Below are 20,842 nucleotides of genomic sequence, written 5' to 3'. Positions count from 1 at the left end.
TAGCGCCAAAGAATTAGATCAAATTAATCATTGGATCAATGCGAGACCAATGAAAACACTCAACTGGCAATCACCACGAAAGGTTTTTCAGCAGTTTGCAGTGTTCGGTTAATTCTTGCAATCTACCTTATTCATTTTATCATAACTGCCACAGATAAAACTAACTTATTTTTATTGCACTATTATTCGCACAGTATGACGATAATCGATCCATGGCATCTGTCAGCATTGCCATTGAAGCTGCATAACTCAAGCGAACATAGCCCTCACCACCAGGTCCAAATCCTGATCCAGGTACTACTGCTAACTTCTCTTGATCAACTAAATCATACGCAAAAGCCACATCATCTTGATTCAAAGTTTCAGGAATTTTAGCAAAAATATAGAAAGCGCCATTTGGTGTCGCCATTTCAAAGCCAAGCGCTTTCATTTTCGAGACCAAAAAATCACGTCGATCACGGTACGCTTTTTTCATTGTTTCAGTATCACTTTCACTCAAACTACTATCAAAAGCTTCTGTTGCCGCTGCCATTGCTGGATTGGATGGCGTCATAATAATAAAGCTGTGAACCATGTTGATTGGTGTGATTAAAGCGGCCGGCCCAGCAACAATACCAATACGATAGCCTGTCATTGCGTGAGATTTTGACACACCATTAATGACTAATGTTTGGTCAGGCAAAAATGTTGCCATTGACACATGGTGATCATCGTAACGCAATTCACTATAAATTTCATCAGATATTACCAAAACATCTGTGCCACGCAAAACGTCAGCAAGATCCGACAAGGCTTCTGCAGAATAAGTCACGCCTGTGGGATTTGAAGGATTAGTCAAAATAAGTGCCTTGACATGATTGTGATTTGCCAAAATATCACGGAGATGATCAGGCGTTAATATAAAATCATCTTGCGATATGTCAACTAATAGCGGCTTACCTTTATTTAATCTTGTCATTGCAGCATAAACGGGATAAGCTGGCGTTGGAATAATCACTTCATCATTTTCATCTAAAATAGCTGACAAAATAGCATAAAGTCCTTCGGTAGCACCAATTGTCGTTAAAATTTCAGTATTGGCATCATAATGAATGTCATATCTATCTGCTAGAAAGTGACTAGCAGCCTGACGCAGCTGGTTTGTCCCAGCAGAAACAGAATAATGAGAATCATCTGCCATAATGGCTGCCACCGCAGCTTGTTTGATATGATCTGGCACTGAAAAATCTGGTTCACCAATCGTCAATTTCAGAATATTTGGTAAATCACTCACTTTTTCATCAAAAGCATGAATCGGACTTGGCTTGACATCTGCAAGCGCGCTGGCGAAAAGTTTGCTAGCATCAATATTTTTTTCAATCATTAACATTATCCTCATTTCATTATTAATTTATTTTAACAATGAGATGATAGCACGTCATGCCAACTATGAACAAAAATAAAAACAACGATTATACATTGTGCACAATCGTTGTTTTTTATTTCACACGGTTACCCCAATATTGGAAATAGTCAACGCGTAAAGCACCATTATATAACTTGCGACGCTTTGTGGCTTTTTCACCATAACTTTGTTCAAATTCAAGATCACTAGTCAAAATATACTTGCTCCAACTTGGTAGTTTGCGATAAACGTCCCCCATTTGTTGGTATAGTTCTCGAGCAGCATCTAACTCTCCTAAACGTTCCCCATAAGGCGGATTAGCCACTAATACACCGTTAATTTTGTCTGTCGTCCAATCCTTAGCTGCCAATTGTTTGAACGTAATGTCATGACCAAGACCCGCATGTTTCGCATTTTCCGTGGCAATTGCTACCATATTTTCATCAATATCAAAGCCTTCAATATCTAGCGTTCTGTCGTAGTCTGCTTGGGCTTCGGCCGCATCACGTACACTATCTGACAGAGACTTATCAAACCAATCCATTTGCTCAACATCAAAGTCACGAATCAAGCCTGGAGCGATATTGCGCCCAATCAATGCAGCCTCAATTGCAATTGTTCCGGAACCAGTAGTAGGGTCAACAAATGGTCGATCAGGGTGCCAATTAGTCAGCAAAACTAGCGCAGCAGCAAAGTTTTCCTTTAATGGCGCACCACCCTTGTTCACACGATAACCACGTTTGAATAATGATTCCCCTGTCGTATCCAACGTGACAATCACATGGTCTTTATCAATCATCACTTCTAATTGTGCAAAATAACCATTTTCAGGCAAACGAGTTCTGATATGATAGGCATCTTGCAAACGATTCACAATCGCTTTTTTGGTGATCGCTTGAACATCCGGTACACTAAATAATTCTGACTTTTTGGAACGGCCGGCCACAGGAAATTCAGAATCATAATTGAGATAGTCTTCCCAAGGCAGCGCTTTAACGTTTTCAAATAAATCATCAAATGTCGTGGCATCAAATTCACCTACGATAATTTTAATCCGATCCGCAGTACGCAACCAGATATTGGTATTTAAAATATCACGCTGCGTGCCATCAAACCTGACGCGATAATTCTCAACTTGGTGGTCGTATCCCAACCGTTCTAACTCTTTACCAACCAGTGATTCTAGACCGGCGGCTGCAGTCGCCATTAAATGATATGTTTTTTCCATGATTTTCCTTTATAATGAATTTATGAAATTATCAGACTTAGAAGATTTAACACGCTATATGTCAACCAAAACAAGCTTATTTTGGGAAAACGATGCTAATCGTTATCCAGTCACAACATTAGCTTACGCCGATGATACTCATCATGAGGTGTTATTTGTTTTAGGCAGTAAATCAATGACTTTGGGACAGCTATTTTCCCGTTTAAAAGCTTCATCATCTCACACGACATTATTAGCACCAAACAAACAGCCAATATTTGGCTTTCACTTAGATGATCGTTATCAAATCGTCTTTAAATAATCAATCAATAAAATTAGTGTATGTGACGCCACGACGCCTTTGCTTTGCAACTTCAGCCGCCTGAGGCGTTGTAATATTGTCACGTTGCCAATTAATCAAGATAGTCTCAATATAACGTAAACTTCGGGCGTTGTTAGCAACCGCTTCTTGAATAGCAAGCATCATCATAACTGGCTCAAAATGATCTTGGTCAAACCAATGGCCAATTGTTTGCATTTCCATTGGTGATAGTGGCCTGCCAAACTCTGATTCAAGTGTCTGCATGATTTGCCGGCGGGTGCTTTTACCATCTGATAGCAATTCATTATGTTCAACAATTTTACCACCTAATAATTTATCAAATAGCGGTGTAAAATCGTAAACTTCAGTTTGAATAGCGCCACCTTTTACTTGCATCAACTCACGTTTAATCAAACTTTGTAAACGTTGAATCACTACTTTTTCAGTGGTGTGCATAATCTGCGCCACAGCAGCGGGCGTCGCTTGATCACCACGATCTTGAATTCTCTGAACTTGAAGGTACAGCACGAGATCGTCATTATCCAGCCCAATGTCTTGATAATGCTGTAATAATTCATTGCTTATACTGCTGTTACCAGCCTGAATATACTGTTGTAGTCTTTGCTCTAACGTCATATTCCCTCTGTTTTAAAAACGTCCAAGAATATCTTGGACGTTTCTTTTTCATCAATAGTGTACCATAATTATACACTAATGATATCATCTTTTATGGTCTCAAACGATTTGTCATACGTGGGAAAGGAATTGCTTCACGAATATGTTCCTCACCAGTAACAAATGTGACCATGCGCTCAAGGCCAAGTCCGAATCCAGAATGTGGTACTGAACCGTAGCGACGTAAATCCAAATACCATTCATATTCAGACATGTCTAACCCTTGCTCTTCAATGCGAGCTTTCAATGTGTCGTAGTCATCTTCACGTTCAGACCCACCAATAATTTCGCCATATCCTTCAGGGGCTAACAAATCAGCAGAAATCACCACATCATCGCGCGTTGGGTGCTTCTTCATATAAAACGCTTTAATTGCTTTTGGATAATTAATGATGAACACTGGTTTAGCAAAATGATTGGCCAAAAATGTTTCTTCAGGTGAACCAAAATCAACACCCCACTCAACATCAAAACCATTGTCTTGCAAAAGCTTAATCGCGTCATCATAACTCACACGCGGATAAGGCAATTGTGTATAGGAACGCAAAACGTCCTTATCACGTTCAAGAATGTCCAATTCTTGCTCGTTTTTCTCAAGTACTTTTGAAATCAAGAAGGCAATATACCGTTCTTGGAATACCAAACTTTCTTCTTGGTGCATAAACGCCATTTCTGGCTCAATCATCCAAAACTCAGTCAAATGACGACGCGTTTTTGACTTTTCTGCACGAAAAGCTGGACCAAAAGTAAAGACCTTACCAAATGCCATTGCACCAGCTTCCGCATATAATTGACCAGTTTGTGCCAAAAACGCCGATTCGCCAAAGTAGTCTGTCTCAAATAGTTCAGTTGTCCCTTCGGCGGCAGAACCTGTCAAAAATGGCGCATCCAATTTTGTGAATCCTTCTTGATTCATGAATTCATAAGAAGCCGCAATCAATGTGTTACGTATTTTTAATGTTGCGAATGGCTTTAAATGACGCAAGTACAAGTGTCGTTCATCAAACAAAAAATCCGTACCGTGCTCTTTTGGTGTAATCGGATAATCATGACTTTCACCAATCACTTCAAGATTAGAAACGGCTATTTCATAACCAAATGATGACCGTGAATCTTCATGAATTTCTCCAATAACGTACAAGCTTGTTTCTTGCTTCAACCCTTTTACGGTTTCAAAAACAGTTTCTGATACATCCGCTTTAGCAACAACACCTTGAAAAAAAGCAGTCCCATCACGCAATTGCAAAAAGGCAATTTTACCACTACCTCTTTTTTGGCGCAACCAAGCCCCAATTTTAACGGTCTTGCCAACATAGTTTTTGGCATCAATAATTTGAATTGTCGGAATCTCTTCAGTCATCTGTCTCTTATTCTTTCATATATTTTTTAAAGAAATCGGTTAATCTATTTATTGCTTCATCTAAAGTGGTTTGATCCTTAGCATAACTCAAACGGAAATACCCAGGCATACCAAATCCTTCTCCTGAAGGCACCGCCACGTGTGCTTCTTGCAAAATTTTAGTGGATAATTCTGTCGTATTAGCAACACCAACAGCCAATAACGCTTGTGCGTCAACCTTTGGAAACAGATAAAACGCGCCTTGGGGTTTCACATCAACATGCAGACCTGGCACACGATTCAGCTCGTCAAATGTTTTATTTAATCTGTCTTCAAATGCCTGTCGCATTGTTTCAACTGTTGTTTGATCACCATTGAGCGCTTCAATAGCAGCATATTGTGCTGCAGCCGTAGGATTCGATGTCAAATGTCCAAGCAACTTATTCATTGCCTGAATAACTTTTGGCTGAGCAATTGTCCAACCAATCCGCCACCCTGTCATAGCGTAGGCTTTTGAAACACCATCTACAATAATCATATTACTTGTGTTAATGTCAGCTAATTGGAGCCCAGAGGTGAAGGTCACGCCATTATAAACTAATTGGCCATATATCTCATCTAGAATAATAAATACATCATTTTCTGATCCCCAATCAAGAATATGTTGAATTTCTTCGCGAGAATAAACTTGACCAGTTGGATTAGTAGGTGAATTAATAATAACTGCCTTAACTGGTTCAGAAAGATTTACCAAATCTGCAACAGTCAACTTTAAAGCCTCATTCTTAGAATGAACTTCTAACAACTTTCCACCAGCTAATTTAACTTGCTCAACATAACTCACCCATTCTGGCGCTGCAGTTACAACAACATCTCCAGGATTGAGTAAAGTTTGCATCAACGCATATAATGCTAACTTTGCGCCAGTCGTAACCGTCACATTTTCCGTACCAACGCGTACTTGATAGCGAGCATACATACGATCCGTAATGGCTTGTTTCAGTGCAGGTAAGCCACTTGATGGCGTATAAAAACTTGTCTTTTCTGCTTTTATTGCCGCAATTGCCGCCTCGGCAATATTTTGAGGCGTTTGAAAGTCCGGTTCGCCAACACCCAAATTGATGACATCGATACCTTGTGACTGCATTTCTTTTGCCAAAGCATTCATTGATAACGTTGGTGATGCGGTAATAGCTGTTACTCTATCTGATAAATTCATTTCATCATTCCTTAATTACATGCCAGATATGGCGCGATACACCTTACCTGTTTTAAAATCTAGCGTTAAGTAGTTGAGCTTATTATTTTGCGCTTTGTAACTGATTTCCCAGACTAAAACTTTTTTATAGCGGCTAATATTAGCACTATATAATTTTTTGGGGTGATAAGTTTTAAGCAACAGTGATCGTAATTGCGCATTTGACATACCTTCAGAACGACTATAAGTTTTTACTTTGTTATCTTGTACAATTGCAACTTTCTTCGCACCACTGGCAGTTTCACCTGACGCTGCATAGGTCGTACGGTCCCGGTAATCAACTGAAACTTGCGTTACGGTAACAATGTCTGATTTCTGACGAACAAGTGCTTCGATACGTGATTCCGCCTGCCGCATTGGTGATAAAGACAGATAGAAATAGCCAAGTGTCAATGTTCCCAACACAATAGCAGCACCAATAATTAAAAACCAAACTCTTGCCCAATGAATGCGAGTTTGACGGCGACGCTGACGGATTCGAATGTCGTCCTTAAATTGCATCATGATGTTACTCCTTTACGCACATACAAATATATTGTACCAAATAAATGTCGCCCTTGGCCGTGAAAATTAACGATGACTAAAAATTTCATGATATTGCGTCACTAAATCATGATCAACATCAAAGGGCACTATTGATAGCTGTTGTTTGAATCGATTACGCTGCATGGCATTTAATTGTGTCACTAACATAGCTGATTGGTGCCTTTGCATTTGGTTTAATACGGAAGCAAGTCTTGCAACGGGCTGCCATACATCACGCTCTGGAACGAGCACAATTGCTGGTAATTCCTGATCTCGCTGCCACATTGTCCCAAAAATTTTGGGTGTTACAATCACAATATTTTGGCGGTTTGTTTGACTTTGACGTTGAATTTTTTCCAAAGAACCAGTAACACCCTCAGCTACGATATTATAATTCGTTGTCACAGCATATTTTATTTTTTGATACCAGTGGTTCACACGCTCCTCAGTTGGCACAATGATCATAATTTCACCAACATCCTCTTGAGTCATCGCCTGCAAATGCAGAATGGGCGACTTTTTTTGTAATTGGACTAATTGGACTGGTTTGCGGTCGTCATGCACAAAATCTCGCTCCATCGTCCACGTATCTGGCACATCACGCAAGAAGTCTGTCACAGCAGTGGGTAAAAATTCACTTACTACTAATAATTTACGAATATGTGCAACAAATTTTTTGTGATAAATGGCGCGTTCTAACACATCAAAACTCAATATTGTTTGTGACTGACCATTTTCAGAAATCTGCTCGCTGCCACTCACCACATCGTCTTGCGCCTGAAGCCTTGTAATTTTATCCAGCTGACTTTCAAGTAACTGAAATTCTTGTGGTAAATGGGCGTCTGTCAGAGCAAGCAATTGACTAATATGAGAAATTACCAAGGCTAAACGTTCGGCCCGTTTCAAGTTAGTTTTAATGCTCTCTGATTGTGTCAATTGTTTCAAAATTTTGAGTGCTTCACTCGTACTTTGCCTAATAAACAATCGTTGTTTATGTGTCAATCCAGTAATTTCTTGATGTGCAATGCCTTTTAAGTCATTTTTGAGTGCGGTCACATTAAATGACACATGGAAATATTGACGCAAATCGTCAACAAATTGCGCTGGTGTTTCCATGACAACTAATGGCCATTGTTGAATATGCCTTTTTTGACGTAGTGATTGATTCTGCGTGAAAAACGTTTGAAAGTTCATAATCAACACATTAGCGACATCCGCATTTTGACGCGCCCTTTTGAAAAATTCAGATTTTTCATTACCACGAATGTCTTGAATAATGTCTAAATTATGCAATCCAATACTGATTTCTTGCAATAATCCCGTTTTAGTTTGAGTTAGCCAAACTAACAACCGAGCTTTGGCTAATTGTATTTGTGATGAATCATGAACAGCCAACGTTTTAATGAAACTTGGCAGATCAATATAAGCAGAAGGATCGTATAATATAGCGCTTCTAAATGGCACATCAAATAGAGATGATAACTTTTCTAGCAAGGCTAATTGTTGCATTTGTAAACTATCATCATTTGTGAGTAACACAGTATTTTGTTGGCTTAAAATGACCGGAATTAAATAGGCAATTGTTTTGCCCATCCGTGGTGCTGTCAAAACCGTTAATAAACCATCGGATCGCTTTGTTAAAAAACGATGTGTTCGATCCATTAGAAATTCTTGCGCTTCATTTTGAGTTAGCCATTCACCAAATAAGGAACGCTTTTCGGCTACACTCACTGGATAGTCAATCGGTTGGATATCTTTAAGGTTTGCAGAGGAAACCTGTTGATTAATTTGCAACGCCACCTTGTCTTGAACATCAAATTGCTGGGTGCCTTTAGGACGAACTAACTTTAAAAACTGCTGGGTTTGCCTTAAAAGTGGCCAATCTCCCGTTTGTAATTGCTGTAATACCACAGACGGCAACTGTTCAGCACGACGCCACATTTCTAAGAAAAGTAAAGCTGTGGCATGCGCATCAGCGTTGGCGCGATGGGCATTCACCAAGTTAATATCCAGATACGTTGTCAAATCCAGTAAACGATATCCAGGTGCGGTCGGCAGCAAAATTTGCGCTAACTGTACAGTATCAATTGCTGAAGTCTGTAAAGCAGGAAAACCAGTTATTTCAAATTCGTCGTTTAAATAAGGATAATCAAAATTAATATTGTGCGCAATAATCACAGCATCTGATAGTAAACTCTGCAACATTGGCGCGATTTCATCAAAATATGGCGCATGTTGTACATCTTTTTGGCTAATATGTGTCAATTGTTGAATTTGCCGATCAATCAACTGTCCTGGATTCACAAAAGACTCAAAATGGTCAACAATTTTTCTTTGCCGAATAAATGTCATGCCAATTTGGATAATGCGCCCGCCCTTTGCCACACTTTGTCCTGTGGTTTCTAGATCCAAAACCACAAATGTATTGTTGGCGTTCATAAAAATACCTTTCTTCGGTGTGCTCATTAGCACTTTATATTTTGAATGGCGCTGTTTACTACATGCATTACATGCACTAAACAACGTCATTCTCTTTATATTTTACACTAAATGCCCTCGTGCGGTACAATAGTAAAGAACATCTGGAGGAAATTATGTTAAGTCAAATGAATGGTGTTGGTAAGTCCCACGCAAAAGCGATTTTGATTGGCGAACATGCCGTTGTTTATGGTGAACCTGCGATTGCAATCCCTTTGCCAAATATGACTGTTACAGCCACCCTACGTCCTGCATTTCGTGGTCAGACGATTGACGGGGCCGAATTCCACGGCGATTTAAGTGAGTTAGGTGCCAATGTTGAGGGGGCACGGCAACTCTTGCTACGTCTATTAGATAAATTCGATATGATTAATACGCCCTTTCACCTAGCGATTGACTCAAACGTCCCACAAGAACGTGGCTTCGGCGCTTCTGCTGCTTTAGCAACAGCAATTACAAAAGCTTTTTTTGATTATTTTGATACGGATTTGAGCGATGAGGAGTTAGCTTACTTTACCAATATCGAAGAAGTGATTTCACACGGCTCACCGTCTGGATTAGATACGACGACAGTTAATGCTGATAATCCCGTTTGGTTTATTAAGAATAAAGGTATGACAACTTTTGGTATGAATTTAACGGGTACGCTTGTTTTGGCTGATACTGGTATTCACGGACAAACAGTCCACGCCATCAGTATTGTCAAAGAATTTTTGTTGACAGATCATGATCGTGCTTGGGCATCAATCACCCATCTTGGACAAATTGCCGAAAAAATTCGGCTTGATATTTCTGAAAATAATCCTGAACATCTCGGCATGATGTTCACTGCAGCTCATCATGAACTGCAATCATTGGGCATTTCTCACCCAAAATTGGATAAGTTGGTAAACGCAGCGACGCACGCCGGCGCACTTGGTGCTAAATTGACAGGTGCTGGTATCGGTGGTGCAATGTTTGCCTTAGCCAAAAATAATAATGACGCGATTACTATTGCTAATGCGCTAACAAAAGCTGGCGCTCAAAATACATGGATTCAACCTTTATGACAGCTACTGCACACACCAATATTGCCCTCATTAAATACTGGGGAAAAAAAGATTCATTTCTTAATTTACCAACTACCAGTTCTCTCTCATTAACACTTGATCGTTTTTATACAACGACTAGTGTTACACCAACTGACGCTGGTACAGATACGTTTGTTTTAAACAATCAAGTTTCTGACGCTACGCGCGTGCACACGTTTTTAAACATATTACGAACCCAATTAGGTGATTTCCCAGCTTTACATGTTTCATCTGATAATCATGTGCCGACAAGTGCTGGTCTAGCGTCCTCTGCTTCGGCATTTGCAGCTTTGACGGGTGCGGTTGTTACACATTTAGGGCTTGATTTGCCTAACGAAACACTTTCACGATTAGCAAGACGTGGATCTGGATCTGCTAGCCGGTCTTTTTTTGGTCACTTTGCAGTTTGGCATGAAGGCGTAGACGATGACTCATCTTTTGCTGAAAGTTTACAGGCACCTGATATGCCGATTGCCCTGATTGTTGCCGAAGTATCCGGTCAGAGTAAAAAAGTTGGTTCCTCTGAAGGTATGATGCGCGCAATGACTTCACCCAATTATGATGATTGGATCAAGCGATCTGCAAATCAATTTGATGATATGAGTGCTGCCGTGGCAAATGCAGATATCGAAAAAATTGGTGCTATTGCCGAAAAAGATGCCTTGGCCATGCACGCGCTCAATTTAACTGCCACCCGCCAACCATTCACCTATTTTACAGATGAAACACAATTTATTTTGTCCATAATCAAAGACATGCGACGTCAGGGTATACTGGCCTATGCAACACTAGACGCCGGTCCAAACGTCAAAATCGTCACGACGATAACCCAAGCACCTGAAATTGTGGCATTGCTTCATGATCACTTACCACAACTCAAACTAGACGTTGCGCTTAGTGGACCTGGTATTACTTATGACTAAAATATTTGTTCCTGGAAAATTATTTTTAGCTGGCGAATATGCGATTACACAACCTGGTAATTTAGCACTTATTGTCGCTGTCGAAACCGGACTGACAATTACAATCGAAACGTCAAACGACAATTCAATCATAAAGTCAAATATTATAGCAACCCCGCTCGTTTTTGATATTGACCATTTATCTCATGATTATCATGATGAATGGCGTTTTGTCCGTGCTGCCATCCAAATCATGCATGATTACATTTATCTCAATGATTTAATTGCAAACTTTAATAACATCAATATAACGATTTCGAGCGACCTAAATAGTGCAACCGGAAAATTAGGACTCGGTTCATCTGCAGCAGTCACTGTTGCAGTTGTCAAAGCTATCACCCAACATTTCGATTTAAAATTGGATCTACTCACACAATTTAAATTAGCAGCACTCGCACATCTGCATGTCCAACAAAATGGCTCACTAGGTGATGTTGCTGCGATTACTTTTGGTGGTGCCATTGCTTACACAAGCCCAGATTTATCATCATTGAACGTCAATAATCATCAATGGTTGAATCCAGTTTTTGTCGACAAATCATGGCCATTATTAAGCATCACCCCACTACCTTGGCCAACTGATTGGCAATTGGTTTTAGGCGCAACACATGAAAGCGCAGATACGGCTAAAGCAGTCGCTAATAACACCCTTGATTCACGTTTTTTAAAAACAAGTCAAGCAATTGTACAACAAGTCATTGTTAACTTAATACACCAAAATTATCATGAATTTGCTAAAGAATTGCATGACAACCAAGTCTTGCTCACACGTACACTACCTAAAGGCTATATCACACCTAAATTAAAGTACTTACTTAGCACGCTAAATCATACGGCTGGCAAAATTAGTGGCGCTGGCTTTGGTGACAATGGTTTTGCCGTCATTAACTCACCGTCAACTATTAGTGACCAATGGTTAGCTGCAGGTATCGACGTCCACATGATTAACATTGCACCACAGAATCGAGGTTAATATGACTGAATCGCCACAAGCACATAGAAAAGATGAACATTTATCCCTTGGTGTCAGTTTATGGCGTGATACGACGACCAAAAAACAGATTGGCGCATCCTTTGACGATATCCGTTGGTTGCCAAATACTTTTCCTGAAATGGGCATTGAAGAGGTCGATATGACTACCAATCTCTTCCAACATCAATTTAATTGGCCATTTTATATTGAGGCTATGACTGGTGGTTCTGCTCTGACTGGTCGTATTAATGGACAGCTGGCTACTGTTAGCGCTAATACTGGTCTGGCAATGGCAGTTGGCTCTCAATCAATTGCACTTAAAGAACCCTCACAAGCGCCAACGTTTAAAATTGTACGACAACGCAACCCCGAGGGTTTCATTTTTGCAAATTTAGGTGCTGATCACCCTATTGCAAATGTCAGAGATGCGATTGACATGATTGATGCTAATGCCATTGAAATGCACGTTAACGTTGCACAAGAACTTGTTATGGCTGAAGGAGATCGCCAATTTAAATGGCTTGATAATTTAGCCGAAGTCATTGCAAAATCGCCTGTTCCAGTCATTGTTAAAGAAGTTGGCTTCGGTATGAGCGTTGCGACTTATCAAACAATAGCACAACTCCATCCCGCCGCAATCAATGTTGGGGGCGCAAATGGCACAAACTTTGCGTTCATTGAACGTCGGCGTAATCGTAACGACGACTCATTTAATTTAGACAATTATGGTCTTTCCACAGTTGAAAGCCTTATTTCAGCACGACTAGCACAAAATACGCTACCACTCATAGCAACTGGTGGCATTCAAAACGCTAATCATATTATGACAAGTCTAATGCTTGGCGCAAATTTGACCTCAAGTGCCGGTTTCATGCTACAAACTTTGGTGGATCATGGGGAATCAGATTTGACCAAACAAATCATAGACTGGCAACAAGCATTACCACGATTATTCACTTTATTGGGCGCAAAAAATATTGCTGAATTGCAACAGAGTCACCCGCTTTATTCAGACAGTTTACAAAATTTTATCAGCCAACAAAAAAAGCGATTTTAAGATCGCTTTTTTTACTGCATTGTATCACTAACAGGTTTCAATATATGATTTAACTTAATTTTATACAGGGTAAATCCAATCAAAAATCCAAGTATCGTTGGCGTAATCCAACCAAAACCCATGTCTGCAAATGGCAACAAATTTTGATAAGCACCAAAATGCAGTACTCCTTTGGCGTCATGATATCCAACCAACCCTTTGAATAATCCTGCAAATGGTGAATTAGCAATACCATCCATGATTGCTGGTATCATTGCAAAAATCATTGTTGATAGATAAACGACACTTGCATTATTAAACAATGGTGATAATAATCCCAACAAAATCAGCGTAATTGCAATTGGATATAAAAACATGAGGATTGGCACAGCCCAAGCAATAATATTATCTAATCCAAAATTTGCAGCCATGAACGAAAGCCCAATCGTCAAAATCAACCATTTTTTATAGCTAATCTTTGGAAAAATACGGTGAAAATCTTGCGCAAAACTTGCTGTTAATCCAATCGCTGTCGTCAAAACAGCTATTGTGCCCATCACAGCCAAGAACGCACCTCCAAAGGAACCAAGATAATGATTTGTAATTTGCATCAAAGCAGTTGTGCCATTTTCTGATAATTTAAAATGCGACAACGACGTAGCGCCTAGCAAGATTAAACCAATATACACAATCGCAATACCAGAAATTGCAATAAAACCGGTTTTTGCAGTGATTTGCGCGATTTGTCGACGGCCACTAAAGCCCATGGCTTCAATGGCACGAACGATCGTGATGCCAAATGCTAAGGCTGCAATGGCATCAAGCGTATTATAGCCTTCAATAAATGACGACGAGAATGCCTTTGTTTGATAAGCAGCTTCAGCCGTATGATTTAGAGTGCCCATGGGATTGAAAATCGCTAACAAAAAAATCAAAACCAACAAAATAACGAAAATAGGATTTAAATATTGACCAATATATTTCGTCAAATTTTGTTCACGCGATCCCAAAAAATAAACAATGCCAAAGAAAATTGCTGAAAATATTAACTGCGCAATTGACTGCCAACTACTCGGAATCCAGTTAGCGAAACTTAATGAATACGCAACCGTTGCTGTACGAGGTGTGGCAATCATTGGTCCCAACGAAACATGGACAGCAATCAGGAAAAATATCGCAAAGCCACGTCCCAAGGGCTTAGCCAAGTCATAAATACCTGACGCCCGCGTTTGCGATAGCGAAATGAGTGCCATTAGCGGAATAACAGTTGCGCTAAGTAAGAAACCGATCGTGGCGGGGCCCCAATTTAAACCAGCTAACTGGCCCAAATGAACAGGGAAAATTAAGTTGCCTGCGCCAAAAAACATGCCGAAAATCAATGATGCTAATAATAAAGTCTTTTTAATATCTAATTTTGTTGTCATACTGTTCTCTCCATTACGTTTAAATGCTATTTGTGATCATGTGCTATTGTGCCTGACTCGATACAAGCCGCCAACTGAATTTTCCATATTGTCATCCTCACTAATTTTTCCAATAAAAAAACCGCTAATTGTTATCAAAACAATTAACGGGCGAATTCTCGCGGTACCACCGTCGTTTAACTAGCAAAACTAAACTAGCTATCTCTATCTTAACTACGGGCGCAATGCCGATAGCCATACGATATAACGGTCGTGACCGATCAATGCTTCATTATCCAAACCACTGATTCTCTCCAGAACTACTTTCCAATACTTTTAATGACGCTTTCTCATCAACTAGCGCTTTCTATATCATTAAAAAGTAATGTACTCTTTCTTTCACTGAAATCTTATTTATATTATACACAAATGATAAAATAATAACAACACTTACTTTATAATTTTTTTATCAACCAATTAAATTCAATTTGTCAAAATCAATAACGGCAATGACTGGCAAATTTCTGAAATAATTATTATAATCCATACCGTAGCCGACAACGAATTCATTGGGTACAATGAGACCGTAGTTGTCAACATCAAAATCAACGACTCGGGCTTCACGTTTATCAGCTAAGGCAACAGTAGTGACTGATTTGGCACCTTTAAGAGCGAAATAATCACTAAGCCATTGCATCGTACGACCTGTGTCAATAATGTCGTCTATGACAACCACGTCACGTCCGGCTAAATCCATATTCACATCATGCACGACTTTAACTTGACCAGTGGAAGCAGAGCCACTATAACTTTTAACATCAATAAAGTCAAAGTCCACATCAAGGGGCATTTTCCGCAACAAGTCTGTGGCGAAAATAACTCCCCCTTTCAAAGCAGCTATAAATACTGGGCGTTGTTCATTATCTTGAAACTTTTCTGTTAATTCATTGGCAACGCGCTGAACTTGTGCCTGTATGTCCGTTTCAGTTAAAAGCACTTTTTTTATCGCTGGATGACTAATTAAGTTGTTCATGCTAAGCCTACTCTCTTAAAAATCTCGTCCACATGACGCAAATGGTAGTGATAATCGAACGCATCATCAATTTGTGCAGGCGTTAAATTAGCCTGAATAGTCGAATCAGCGTCAACTAAATCACGGAACATGAGTTGCTCATCCCATGAACGTGCTGTCAATGGCTGTACAGTATCATAGGCTTGCTCACGTGAAAGCCCCGCATCAATTAAGCTCAATAGCAATCTTTGCGAATAAATTAAGCCATACGTGCGATCCATATTCTTACGCATTGTATCTGGGAAAACACCAAGATTAGTTAAGATACCAGTGTGGCGGTGCAGCATATAATCAATGAGAGCAGTTGCATCAGCCAAAATAATACGTTCCGCAGATGAATGTGAAATATCACGCTCATGCCACAATGTCACATTTTCCAGCGCTGTTACTGCGTAACCACGCAATACGCGAGCTAATCCGGTAATATTTTCATCCCCGATTGGATTACGTTTATGTGGCATAGCCGAGGACCCTTTTTGACCCTTAGCAAAACCTTCTTCGACTTCATGAATTTCTGAACGTTGTAATGACCGGATTTCAGTGGCAAGCTCTTCCATTTGTGTGCCAATCAAAGCGATTGTCTGGATATAATCGGCATGCAAGTCTCTTGGCAGGACTTGTGAACCGATTGGTTGTGGGGTTAAACCTAATTCAGCCATCGCCACTTCTTCAACTCGTGGTGGTACATTAGCAAAAGTACCAACTGCGCCAGATAATTTACCAGTTTCAACTTCTTTCGCCACACGCTCAAAACGCTCTATGGCCCGTGTTGCTGAAGCGTAAAAGCGAGCCATTTTCAAACCAAATGTTGTGGGTTCAGCATGGACCCCATGAGTACGTCCCATCATGACTGTATCTTTGTATTTTAATGCCAGGACTTTAATGGCTTCGCGCCATTCGTTTAGATCTTGTTTAATGATGTCATTTGCTTGACGCAATCGTAAGGCTTGCGCAGTATCAACAACGTCTGTTGAAGTCAAACCATAATGAATCCACTTCCGTTCATCACCTAATGATTCAGACACATTACGCGTAAATGCCACTACATCATGGCGCGTAGACAATTCAATTTCGGCAATACGGTCAACATCAAAAGTCGCATTAGCGCGTATTTTAGCCAGATCATCAGCTGGTATATGTCCTTCTGCAACCCAACCCGCATCAACTGCAATTTCTACATCAAGCCATGTTTGGTATTGATTTTGCAATGACCAAATTGTGCGCAACTCTGGTCGTGAATATCGTTCAAGCATAATTTCTGTCCTTTTAAAGTGAATTTAGACAATATCCGCAATTGTCTTAATGGAAAATGACTAACTATCTCCACTATCTAGTTTACCAGTTATTATAGTCAATGCGTTCGTAATCATATTAACCTTCTCTCACAAAACAAAAAAAAGTTCGGTTATTCCGAACAAAAGCTGATTTATGAGAAACAAAAACGAACGTTAGGATTTAAAGCGCTTAAATTCCAAGATAGAATTTAGCAAATAGCGCCGCAAAAATGGCGCCAATAAATGGTGCAATACCTGGAACGAGCAAACCATATTTAAAATCACTCGTAGTCCGTTTTTGCCATGGAATAATTGTATATGCGATTCTTGGTCCCATATCTCGTGCTTGATTCATTGCAAATCCGGTTGTACCACCTAATCCCATACCGACTGCCCAAACAAGAAAACCAACACCTAATGGCACCATGCCTGGTACATCACCCGCATGAGCAGAAATGGATAAAATACCGGTTAGAAAGATGAAAGTTGCAAATGCTTCAACAAAAAAATTACGTGGCAAATTACGAATGGCTGGCGCTGTCGAAAAGATATTACGGACAATAACTGGATCAATATCTTTTTCTGATAATTTAAATTGATCAGCATACATAACGTATACAATCAACGACCCTATAATAGCCCCAAAAATTTCTACAAAGCTGACAATTATAAAATAAGGTAAATCAATGTTCCCCAAAACATACTGTGCCAAAGCCATCGCCGGATTGATATAGACATCTCCAAAGATGAACAACACCATGGCAATACCGAATCCCCAAGTTGTAATCGAAAAAATATGCCCAGAACCGTGATATTTTGTACGGTTCAACACTTCGTCGGCGTGAACGCCAACCCCAAAAATTATCATGAGTGCTGTACCCATGAATTCAGCCAACAACTGATGTATCATTTTTAATCTCCTATTGGCGTGCTAGTTATTATGCTTGTGATAAAACAACTAATTCACGCAAGTGGCAGTTGAAAATTTGCATTGTATTGCGGTTTTTATTTCGAATACTCTTAATATAATAAGGCCACTAACCCACTAAGTAAAGCGTTTTTGTTGTTTTGTCAAGAAACCGTCACAATTCGTTACATTTTGCACAAACGAATGCTGTACAATGTGTCAATAAATCGTTATAATAGTATTGAAGATAATGAATTGAGGATTTTTAAATGAATGCACAAGTTGTGTATGCAACTATCACGGGTAACAATGAACAAGTCGCTGATGTCATCGTTGACGCTTTAGTCGCAGCAAACGTATCAGTCAAAAAAACAGAAATTAGCCAAACTGAGGCTGATGAATTAGAAAATGTTGACATCGCCATCGTTGTCCCGTATACGTATGATAAGGGTTCACTTCCAGATGAAGGTCTAGACTTTTTTGAAGACCTTGCTCATGACGATTTAACAGGTGTTGTATATGGCGTGGCTGGCTCTGGTGACACTTATTATCTCAGTGATTTTGGCTTGGCTGTTCCAAAATTTGAAGCACAATTTGCGAAGACAGGCGGTATTAAAGGAGCTGAGGGCGTTAAGATTAACCTTAGTCCTGATGCTGATGATGTCGTTATTTTAAATAAGTTTGTATCAGATCTAATTCAGGTTGCTAATGAAAGACACTAAAAAGAAGGCTTACGCCTTCTTTTTAAATATCACTAGTTTGCTTAGTACAAAGTTAGTTACAATCACAAATATATTTTGAATCACATTCCAAATTTGCGCGTCCTGTTTGAGCACCACAACACCGAAAGACAAAATAGCATAACCTAGTAGTGCTGTGACAATTCTGGCAACAATAAATTGCCAAATCTCATTTATCACTGATTTGACATTGGTAGCTGTCGAGTGAAACACCCATTTACGATTCGTCAAATAGGCAAATAATACAGACCAAAACCACGCAGCAACGTAAGAAAATGAATAATCAACGTGCCAGATTTTGTAACAGAGTGCAAAAACAACAATGTTGACAATTGTCGTCAAAACACCAAAAATCAAATATAAAATGGCAACTTGATACTGTATGAGTAGTTTTTTTATTTTTTCCATGATAGTTCCTTGATGTTAATGGTGGTTGTCATTAAAATCATCCGCAAACTCTATGTTCGGATTAAAAGATTTTCCAGCTGATACACCACGTTTAAGAGTTGATAATTTTTCTTGCTTTCTTTCAGTTCTAGAAAACTTGATTTGTAAATATTCCAAAAATATACGCAAAAACGCGCGATATTTTCGATAACTGTCTCTTTTCCTAGCATAATAAACTTTGTTTCTATAAGAATAAAAATATCTAGGTGTTCGTTCCGACACATCATTTAATAAACTGCTACCGACATTTGTAGCCATTTTATGAACCACTTTCGCGCTGGGTACAAAATATCCAGGTGCTACACGGGCAGCCCTCTCAGTATACTCAATATCATCACCCCAAATAAAAAAATCGGTAATTGGTAAGCCAATTTGTTTAACAACAGACCTTCTCATCAATAAGGAAACAAAAGTTGCATTTTGTACTTGTATCGGTTCAGTTAAATCTTCAGGTACTTTTTTAAGCCGATTCATTGGGGCTGGCCGATTCATAAGGGCGCGATGACCATCAGTCCATCGTACATCACTAGCCAAAAATCCAAAATTTTTTTTAACATTAGAAAACGCAAGTAATTGGGATAATGTATCACTTTGTGGCACTGTGTCATCATCCATTAACCATACAAAGTCGTCACTAGTATGCGCCATAAAGTAACGTATTCCTGCATTGAACCCCCCTGCACCACCAATATTATTTGGTAAACGAACGTACTCAATTTGACTGCCCAATGATTCCAAATAAGATTGTGTATCTGATTCACTGGCGTTATCCACTACGATAAGATGTGATATCGTAGTTTCTTGCTGCTTCAAACTTTCAATTACTTCTTTCAACAACGTAAGCCGATTGAAAGTTACAATTACCGCACTGACCTTTTGATTCATATATTCCTCTTAGTTTAATACAACAGTTAAGTTTGCTAATAAAATGACTACTGACAATAAAAACAATATAATTGCAAGTAATGAAAATCTCGACTGTTTCCATTGTACACGAACTAATACAAAATCTAATAAAAATTCTATGAGTTTTATTGCAGTGATCAAACCAATGATTGTAACAAATATATTTTCTGCGTTACCGTAACTAAAGTACACACCACTAATTTTAGCAGCAATAATCACAACGGCGGCACCAAAACCAATCCATAATAGACGCCACTTTTTTGAATCTATGGTAATTAAACTAGTGATTGATACTAGCCCTGCACCAAGCATGGCAGCATTAAGACTAAATGGTAAATCAATAATGCGACTAATATACTGTGGTAAAATCATCAAAATAATTGCAACTAAAATCCGTACCCATTTCGTTGTAATTTTGTGATCAATATAATCAGAAAGTTTAATGGCGATCGGCGCCATCATCAAAAACCAGCCAACTCGGTAATTCGTCCAAATATCACCTAATGGGGTCTTCATATTTCCTTCATTACCTATGGCTCCTGCTGTAATGGCGTCCCACCAATTTCCCATTGAAAATTGAAATGGCGCCGAGATTTTTATAACTTCTAACACAGTTATAAAACCTAAAAAGGCAAAAAATGTCGATATCAGTAAATAAACTTCAAATAGTGTCCCCGTTTTACGCTTTTCAATTTTTAGCAATTTGTTGACTCCAACCAAAAGTAGTGGCCATGCAAAATAGCTAACAAGTTTTCCGGCACCAAAATGTGCATGCAAATCGCCTTGCACTTTAGTCAAATAAAGCACACCCACCAGTGCTACTAGTGACATCAAAAATGCACTTAAATATTTCTTCGTCGCCAT

20 protein-coding genes, 1 pseudogene and 1 other annotated feature are annotated in these 20,842 nt (G+C 39.3%); of the genes and pseudogenes, 7 read left to right on the top strand and 14 right to left on the bottom strand.

The features are described 5' to 3' along the window. A pseudogene (locus tag BMG01_RS10940) lies at window positions 1–112 on the top strand (IS30 family transposase); the annotation flags it as partial. A gap of 48 nt (window positions 113–160) precedes the next feature. On the opposite strand, the gene BMG01_RS05760 reads toward BMG01_RS10940, so the two are convergent. Both BMG01_RS05760 and BMG01_RS05755 read right to left on the bottom strand, forming a co-directional pair. Further along, a complete protein-coding gene (locus BMG01_RS05760) occupies window positions 161–1,363 on the bottom strand; it encodes an aminotransferase class I/II-fold pyridoxal phosphate-dependent enzyme (protein ID WP_036068712.1) in 1,203 nt (400 codons plus the stop codon). A gap of 115 nt (window positions 1,364–1,478) precedes the next feature. Beyond that, window positions 1,479–2,612 carry a class I SAM-dependent RNA methyltransferase gene (locus tag BMG01_RS05755; RefSeq protein WP_036068713.1) on the bottom strand — a complete coding sequence of 378 codons (1,134 nt, stop codon included), beginning with the start codon at window positions 2,610–2,612 and terminating at the stop codon, window positions 1,479–1,481. Between the two features lie 22 nt (window positions 2,613–2,634). On the opposite strand from BMG01_RS05755, the gene BMG01_RS05750 reads away from it, so the two are divergent. Beyond that, on the top strand, window positions 2,635–2,913 hold the full coding sequence (locus BMG01_RS05750; RefSeq protein ID WP_233127275.1) for a hypothetical protein: 279 nt from the start codon (window positions 2,635–2,637) through the stop codon (window positions 2,911–2,913). Here the strand turns inward: BMG01_RS05750 and BMG01_RS05745 are convergent, their stop codons facing one another. From BMG01_RS05745 to BMG01_RS05725, 5 genes are all read right to left on the bottom strand, one after another. Continuing rightward, window positions 2,914–3,549 (bottom strand): DnaD domain protein, encoded by a 636-nt coding sequence (locus BMG01_RS05745; protein WP_036068714.1) that lies wholly within the window; start codon window positions 3,547–3,549, stop codon window positions 2,914–2,916. Between the two features lie 91 nt (window positions 3,550–3,640). Next, a complete protein-coding gene (asnS, locus tag BMG01_RS05740) occupies window positions 3,641–4,948 on the bottom strand; it encodes an asparagine--tRNA ligase (protein ID WP_036068715.1) in 1,308 nt (435 codons plus the stop codon). Between the two features lie 7 nt (window positions 4,949–4,955). Next, entirely contained in the window at window positions 4,956–6,146 is a 1,191-nt protein-coding gene (locus BMG01_RS05735) for a pyridoxal phosphate-dependent aminotransferase (RefSeq protein ID WP_036068717.1), read from the bottom strand. A gap of 15 nt (window positions 6,147–6,161) precedes the next feature. Further along, window positions 6,162–6,689, bottom strand: coding sequence for a hypothetical protein (locus BMG01_RS05730; protein WP_004913220.1), 528 nt, complete (start codon window positions 6,687–6,689; stop codon window positions 6,162–6,164). 66 nt (window positions 6,690–6,755) lie between these two features. After that, window positions 6,756–9,149 carry an exonuclease domain-containing protein gene (locus BMG01_RS05725; RefSeq protein ID WP_036068718.1) on the bottom strand — a complete coding sequence of 798 codons (2,394 nt, stop codon included), beginning with the start codon at window positions 9,147–9,149 and terminating at the stop codon, window positions 6,756–6,758. 155 nt (window positions 9,150–9,304) lie between these two features. Between BMG01_RS05725 and mvk the strand changes: the two genes are divergently transcribed. Genes mvk through fni form a run of 4 tightly spaced genes read left to right on the top strand, consistent with a single transcriptional unit; the run spans window position 9,305 to window position 13,250 of the window. Beyond that, window positions 9,305–10,237 (top strand): mevalonate kinase, encoded by a 933-nt coding sequence (mvk, locus tag BMG01_RS05720; RefSeq protein WP_004913227.1) that lies wholly within the window; start codon window positions 9,305–9,307, stop codon window positions 10,235–10,237. Continuing rightward, the gene (mvaD, locus tag BMG01_RS05715) at window positions 10,234–11,181 is read left to right on the top strand and encodes a diphosphomevalonate decarboxylase (protein ID WP_143471355.1); all 948 of its coding nucleotides are present in this window, start codon (window positions 10,234–10,236) and stop codon (window positions 11,179–11,181) included. Before mvk ends, mvaD begins: the two co-directional genes overlap by 4 nt. After that, on the top strand, window positions 11,174–12,193 hold the full coding sequence (locus BMG01_RS05710; protein ID WP_004913234.1) for a phosphomevalonate kinase: 1,020 nt from the start codon (window positions 11,174–11,176) through the stop codon (window positions 12,191–12,193). The genes mvaD and BMG01_RS05710 overlap by 8 nt, the downstream gene beginning before the upstream one ends. A gap of 1 nt (window position 12,194) precedes the next feature. Next, a complete protein-coding gene (gene fni / locus BMG01_RS05705; RefSeq protein ID WP_036068720.1) occupies window positions 12,195–13,250 on the top strand; it encodes a type 2 isopentenyl-diphosphate Delta-isomerase in 1,056 nt (351 codons plus the stop codon). Between the two features lie 11 nt (window positions 13,251–13,261). On the opposite strand, the gene brnQ is transcribed toward fni, so the two are convergent. From brnQ to larD, 4 genes are all read right to left on the bottom strand, one after another. After that, window positions 13,262–14,653 (bottom strand): branched-chain amino acid transport system II carrier protein, encoded by a 1,392-nt coding sequence (gene brnQ / locus BMG01_RS05700; protein ID WP_036068721.1) that lies wholly within the window; start codon window positions 14,651–14,653, stop codon window positions 13,262–13,264. A gap of 143 nt (window positions 14,654–14,796) precedes the next feature. Continuing rightward, window positions 14,797–15,044, bottom strand: a binding site (T-box leader). Between the two features lie 57 nt (window positions 15,045–15,101). Further along, complete coding sequence (hpt, locus tag BMG01_RS05695; protein WP_004911768.1) at window positions 15,102–15,665, bottom strand: hypoxanthine phosphoribosyltransferase; 564 nt, start codon at window positions 15,663–15,665, stop codon at window positions 15,102–15,104. After that, entirely contained in the window at window positions 15,662–16,957 is a 1,296-nt protein-coding gene (gene purB / locus BMG01_RS05690) for an adenylosuccinate lyase (RefSeq protein ID WP_036068723.1), read from the bottom strand. Before purB ends, hpt begins: the two co-directional genes overlap by 4 nt. Window positions 16,958–17,168: 211 nt before the next feature. Next, entirely contained in the window at window positions 17,169–17,888 is a 720-nt protein-coding gene (larD, locus tag BMG01_RS05685; protein WP_004911774.1) for a D/L-lactic acid transporter LarD, read from the bottom strand. A gap of 266 nt (window positions 17,889–18,154) precedes the next feature. On the opposite strand from larD, the gene BMG01_RS05680 reads away from it, so the two are divergent. After that, window positions 18,155–18,607, top strand: coding sequence for a flavodoxin (locus BMG01_RS05680; protein ID WP_036068725.1), 453 nt, complete (start codon window positions 18,155–18,157; stop codon window positions 18,605–18,607). A 9-nt stretch (window positions 18,608–18,616) separates the two neighbouring features. Here BMG01_RS05680 and BMG01_RS05675 read toward each other — a convergent pair whose 3' ends face one another. The 3 genes from BMG01_RS05675 to BMG01_RS05665 are packed head-to-tail and all read right to left on the bottom strand — an operon-like array spanning window position 18,617 to window position 20,842. Next, window positions 18,617–19,033, bottom strand: coding sequence for a GtrA family protein (locus BMG01_RS05675; protein WP_036068727.1), 417 nt, complete (start codon window positions 19,031–19,033; stop codon window positions 18,617–18,619). Between the two features lie 15 nt (window positions 19,034–19,048). Beyond that, the gene (locus BMG01_RS05670; protein ID WP_036068728.1) at window positions 19,049–19,957 is read right to left on the bottom strand and encodes a glycosyltransferase family 2 protein; all 909 of its coding nucleotides are present in this window, start codon (window positions 19,955–19,957) and stop codon (window positions 19,049–19,051) included. Window positions 19,958–19,966: 9 nt separating this feature from the next. After that, window positions 19,967–20,842, bottom strand: coding sequence for a hypothetical protein (locus BMG01_RS05665; RefSeq protein WP_036068730.1), 876 nt, complete (start codon window positions 20,840–20,842; stop codon window positions 19,967–19,969).

It is taken from the genome of Leuconostoc sp. BM2 (assembly GCF_002095565.1).
Taxonomy (GTDB): Bacteria; Bacillota; Bacilli; order Lactobacillales; family Lactobacillaceae; genus Leuconostoc; species Leuconostoc falkenbergense.
Note: the sequence above shows the minus strand (reverse complement) of the source record. Positions and strands in the feature narration are given on the sequence as shown.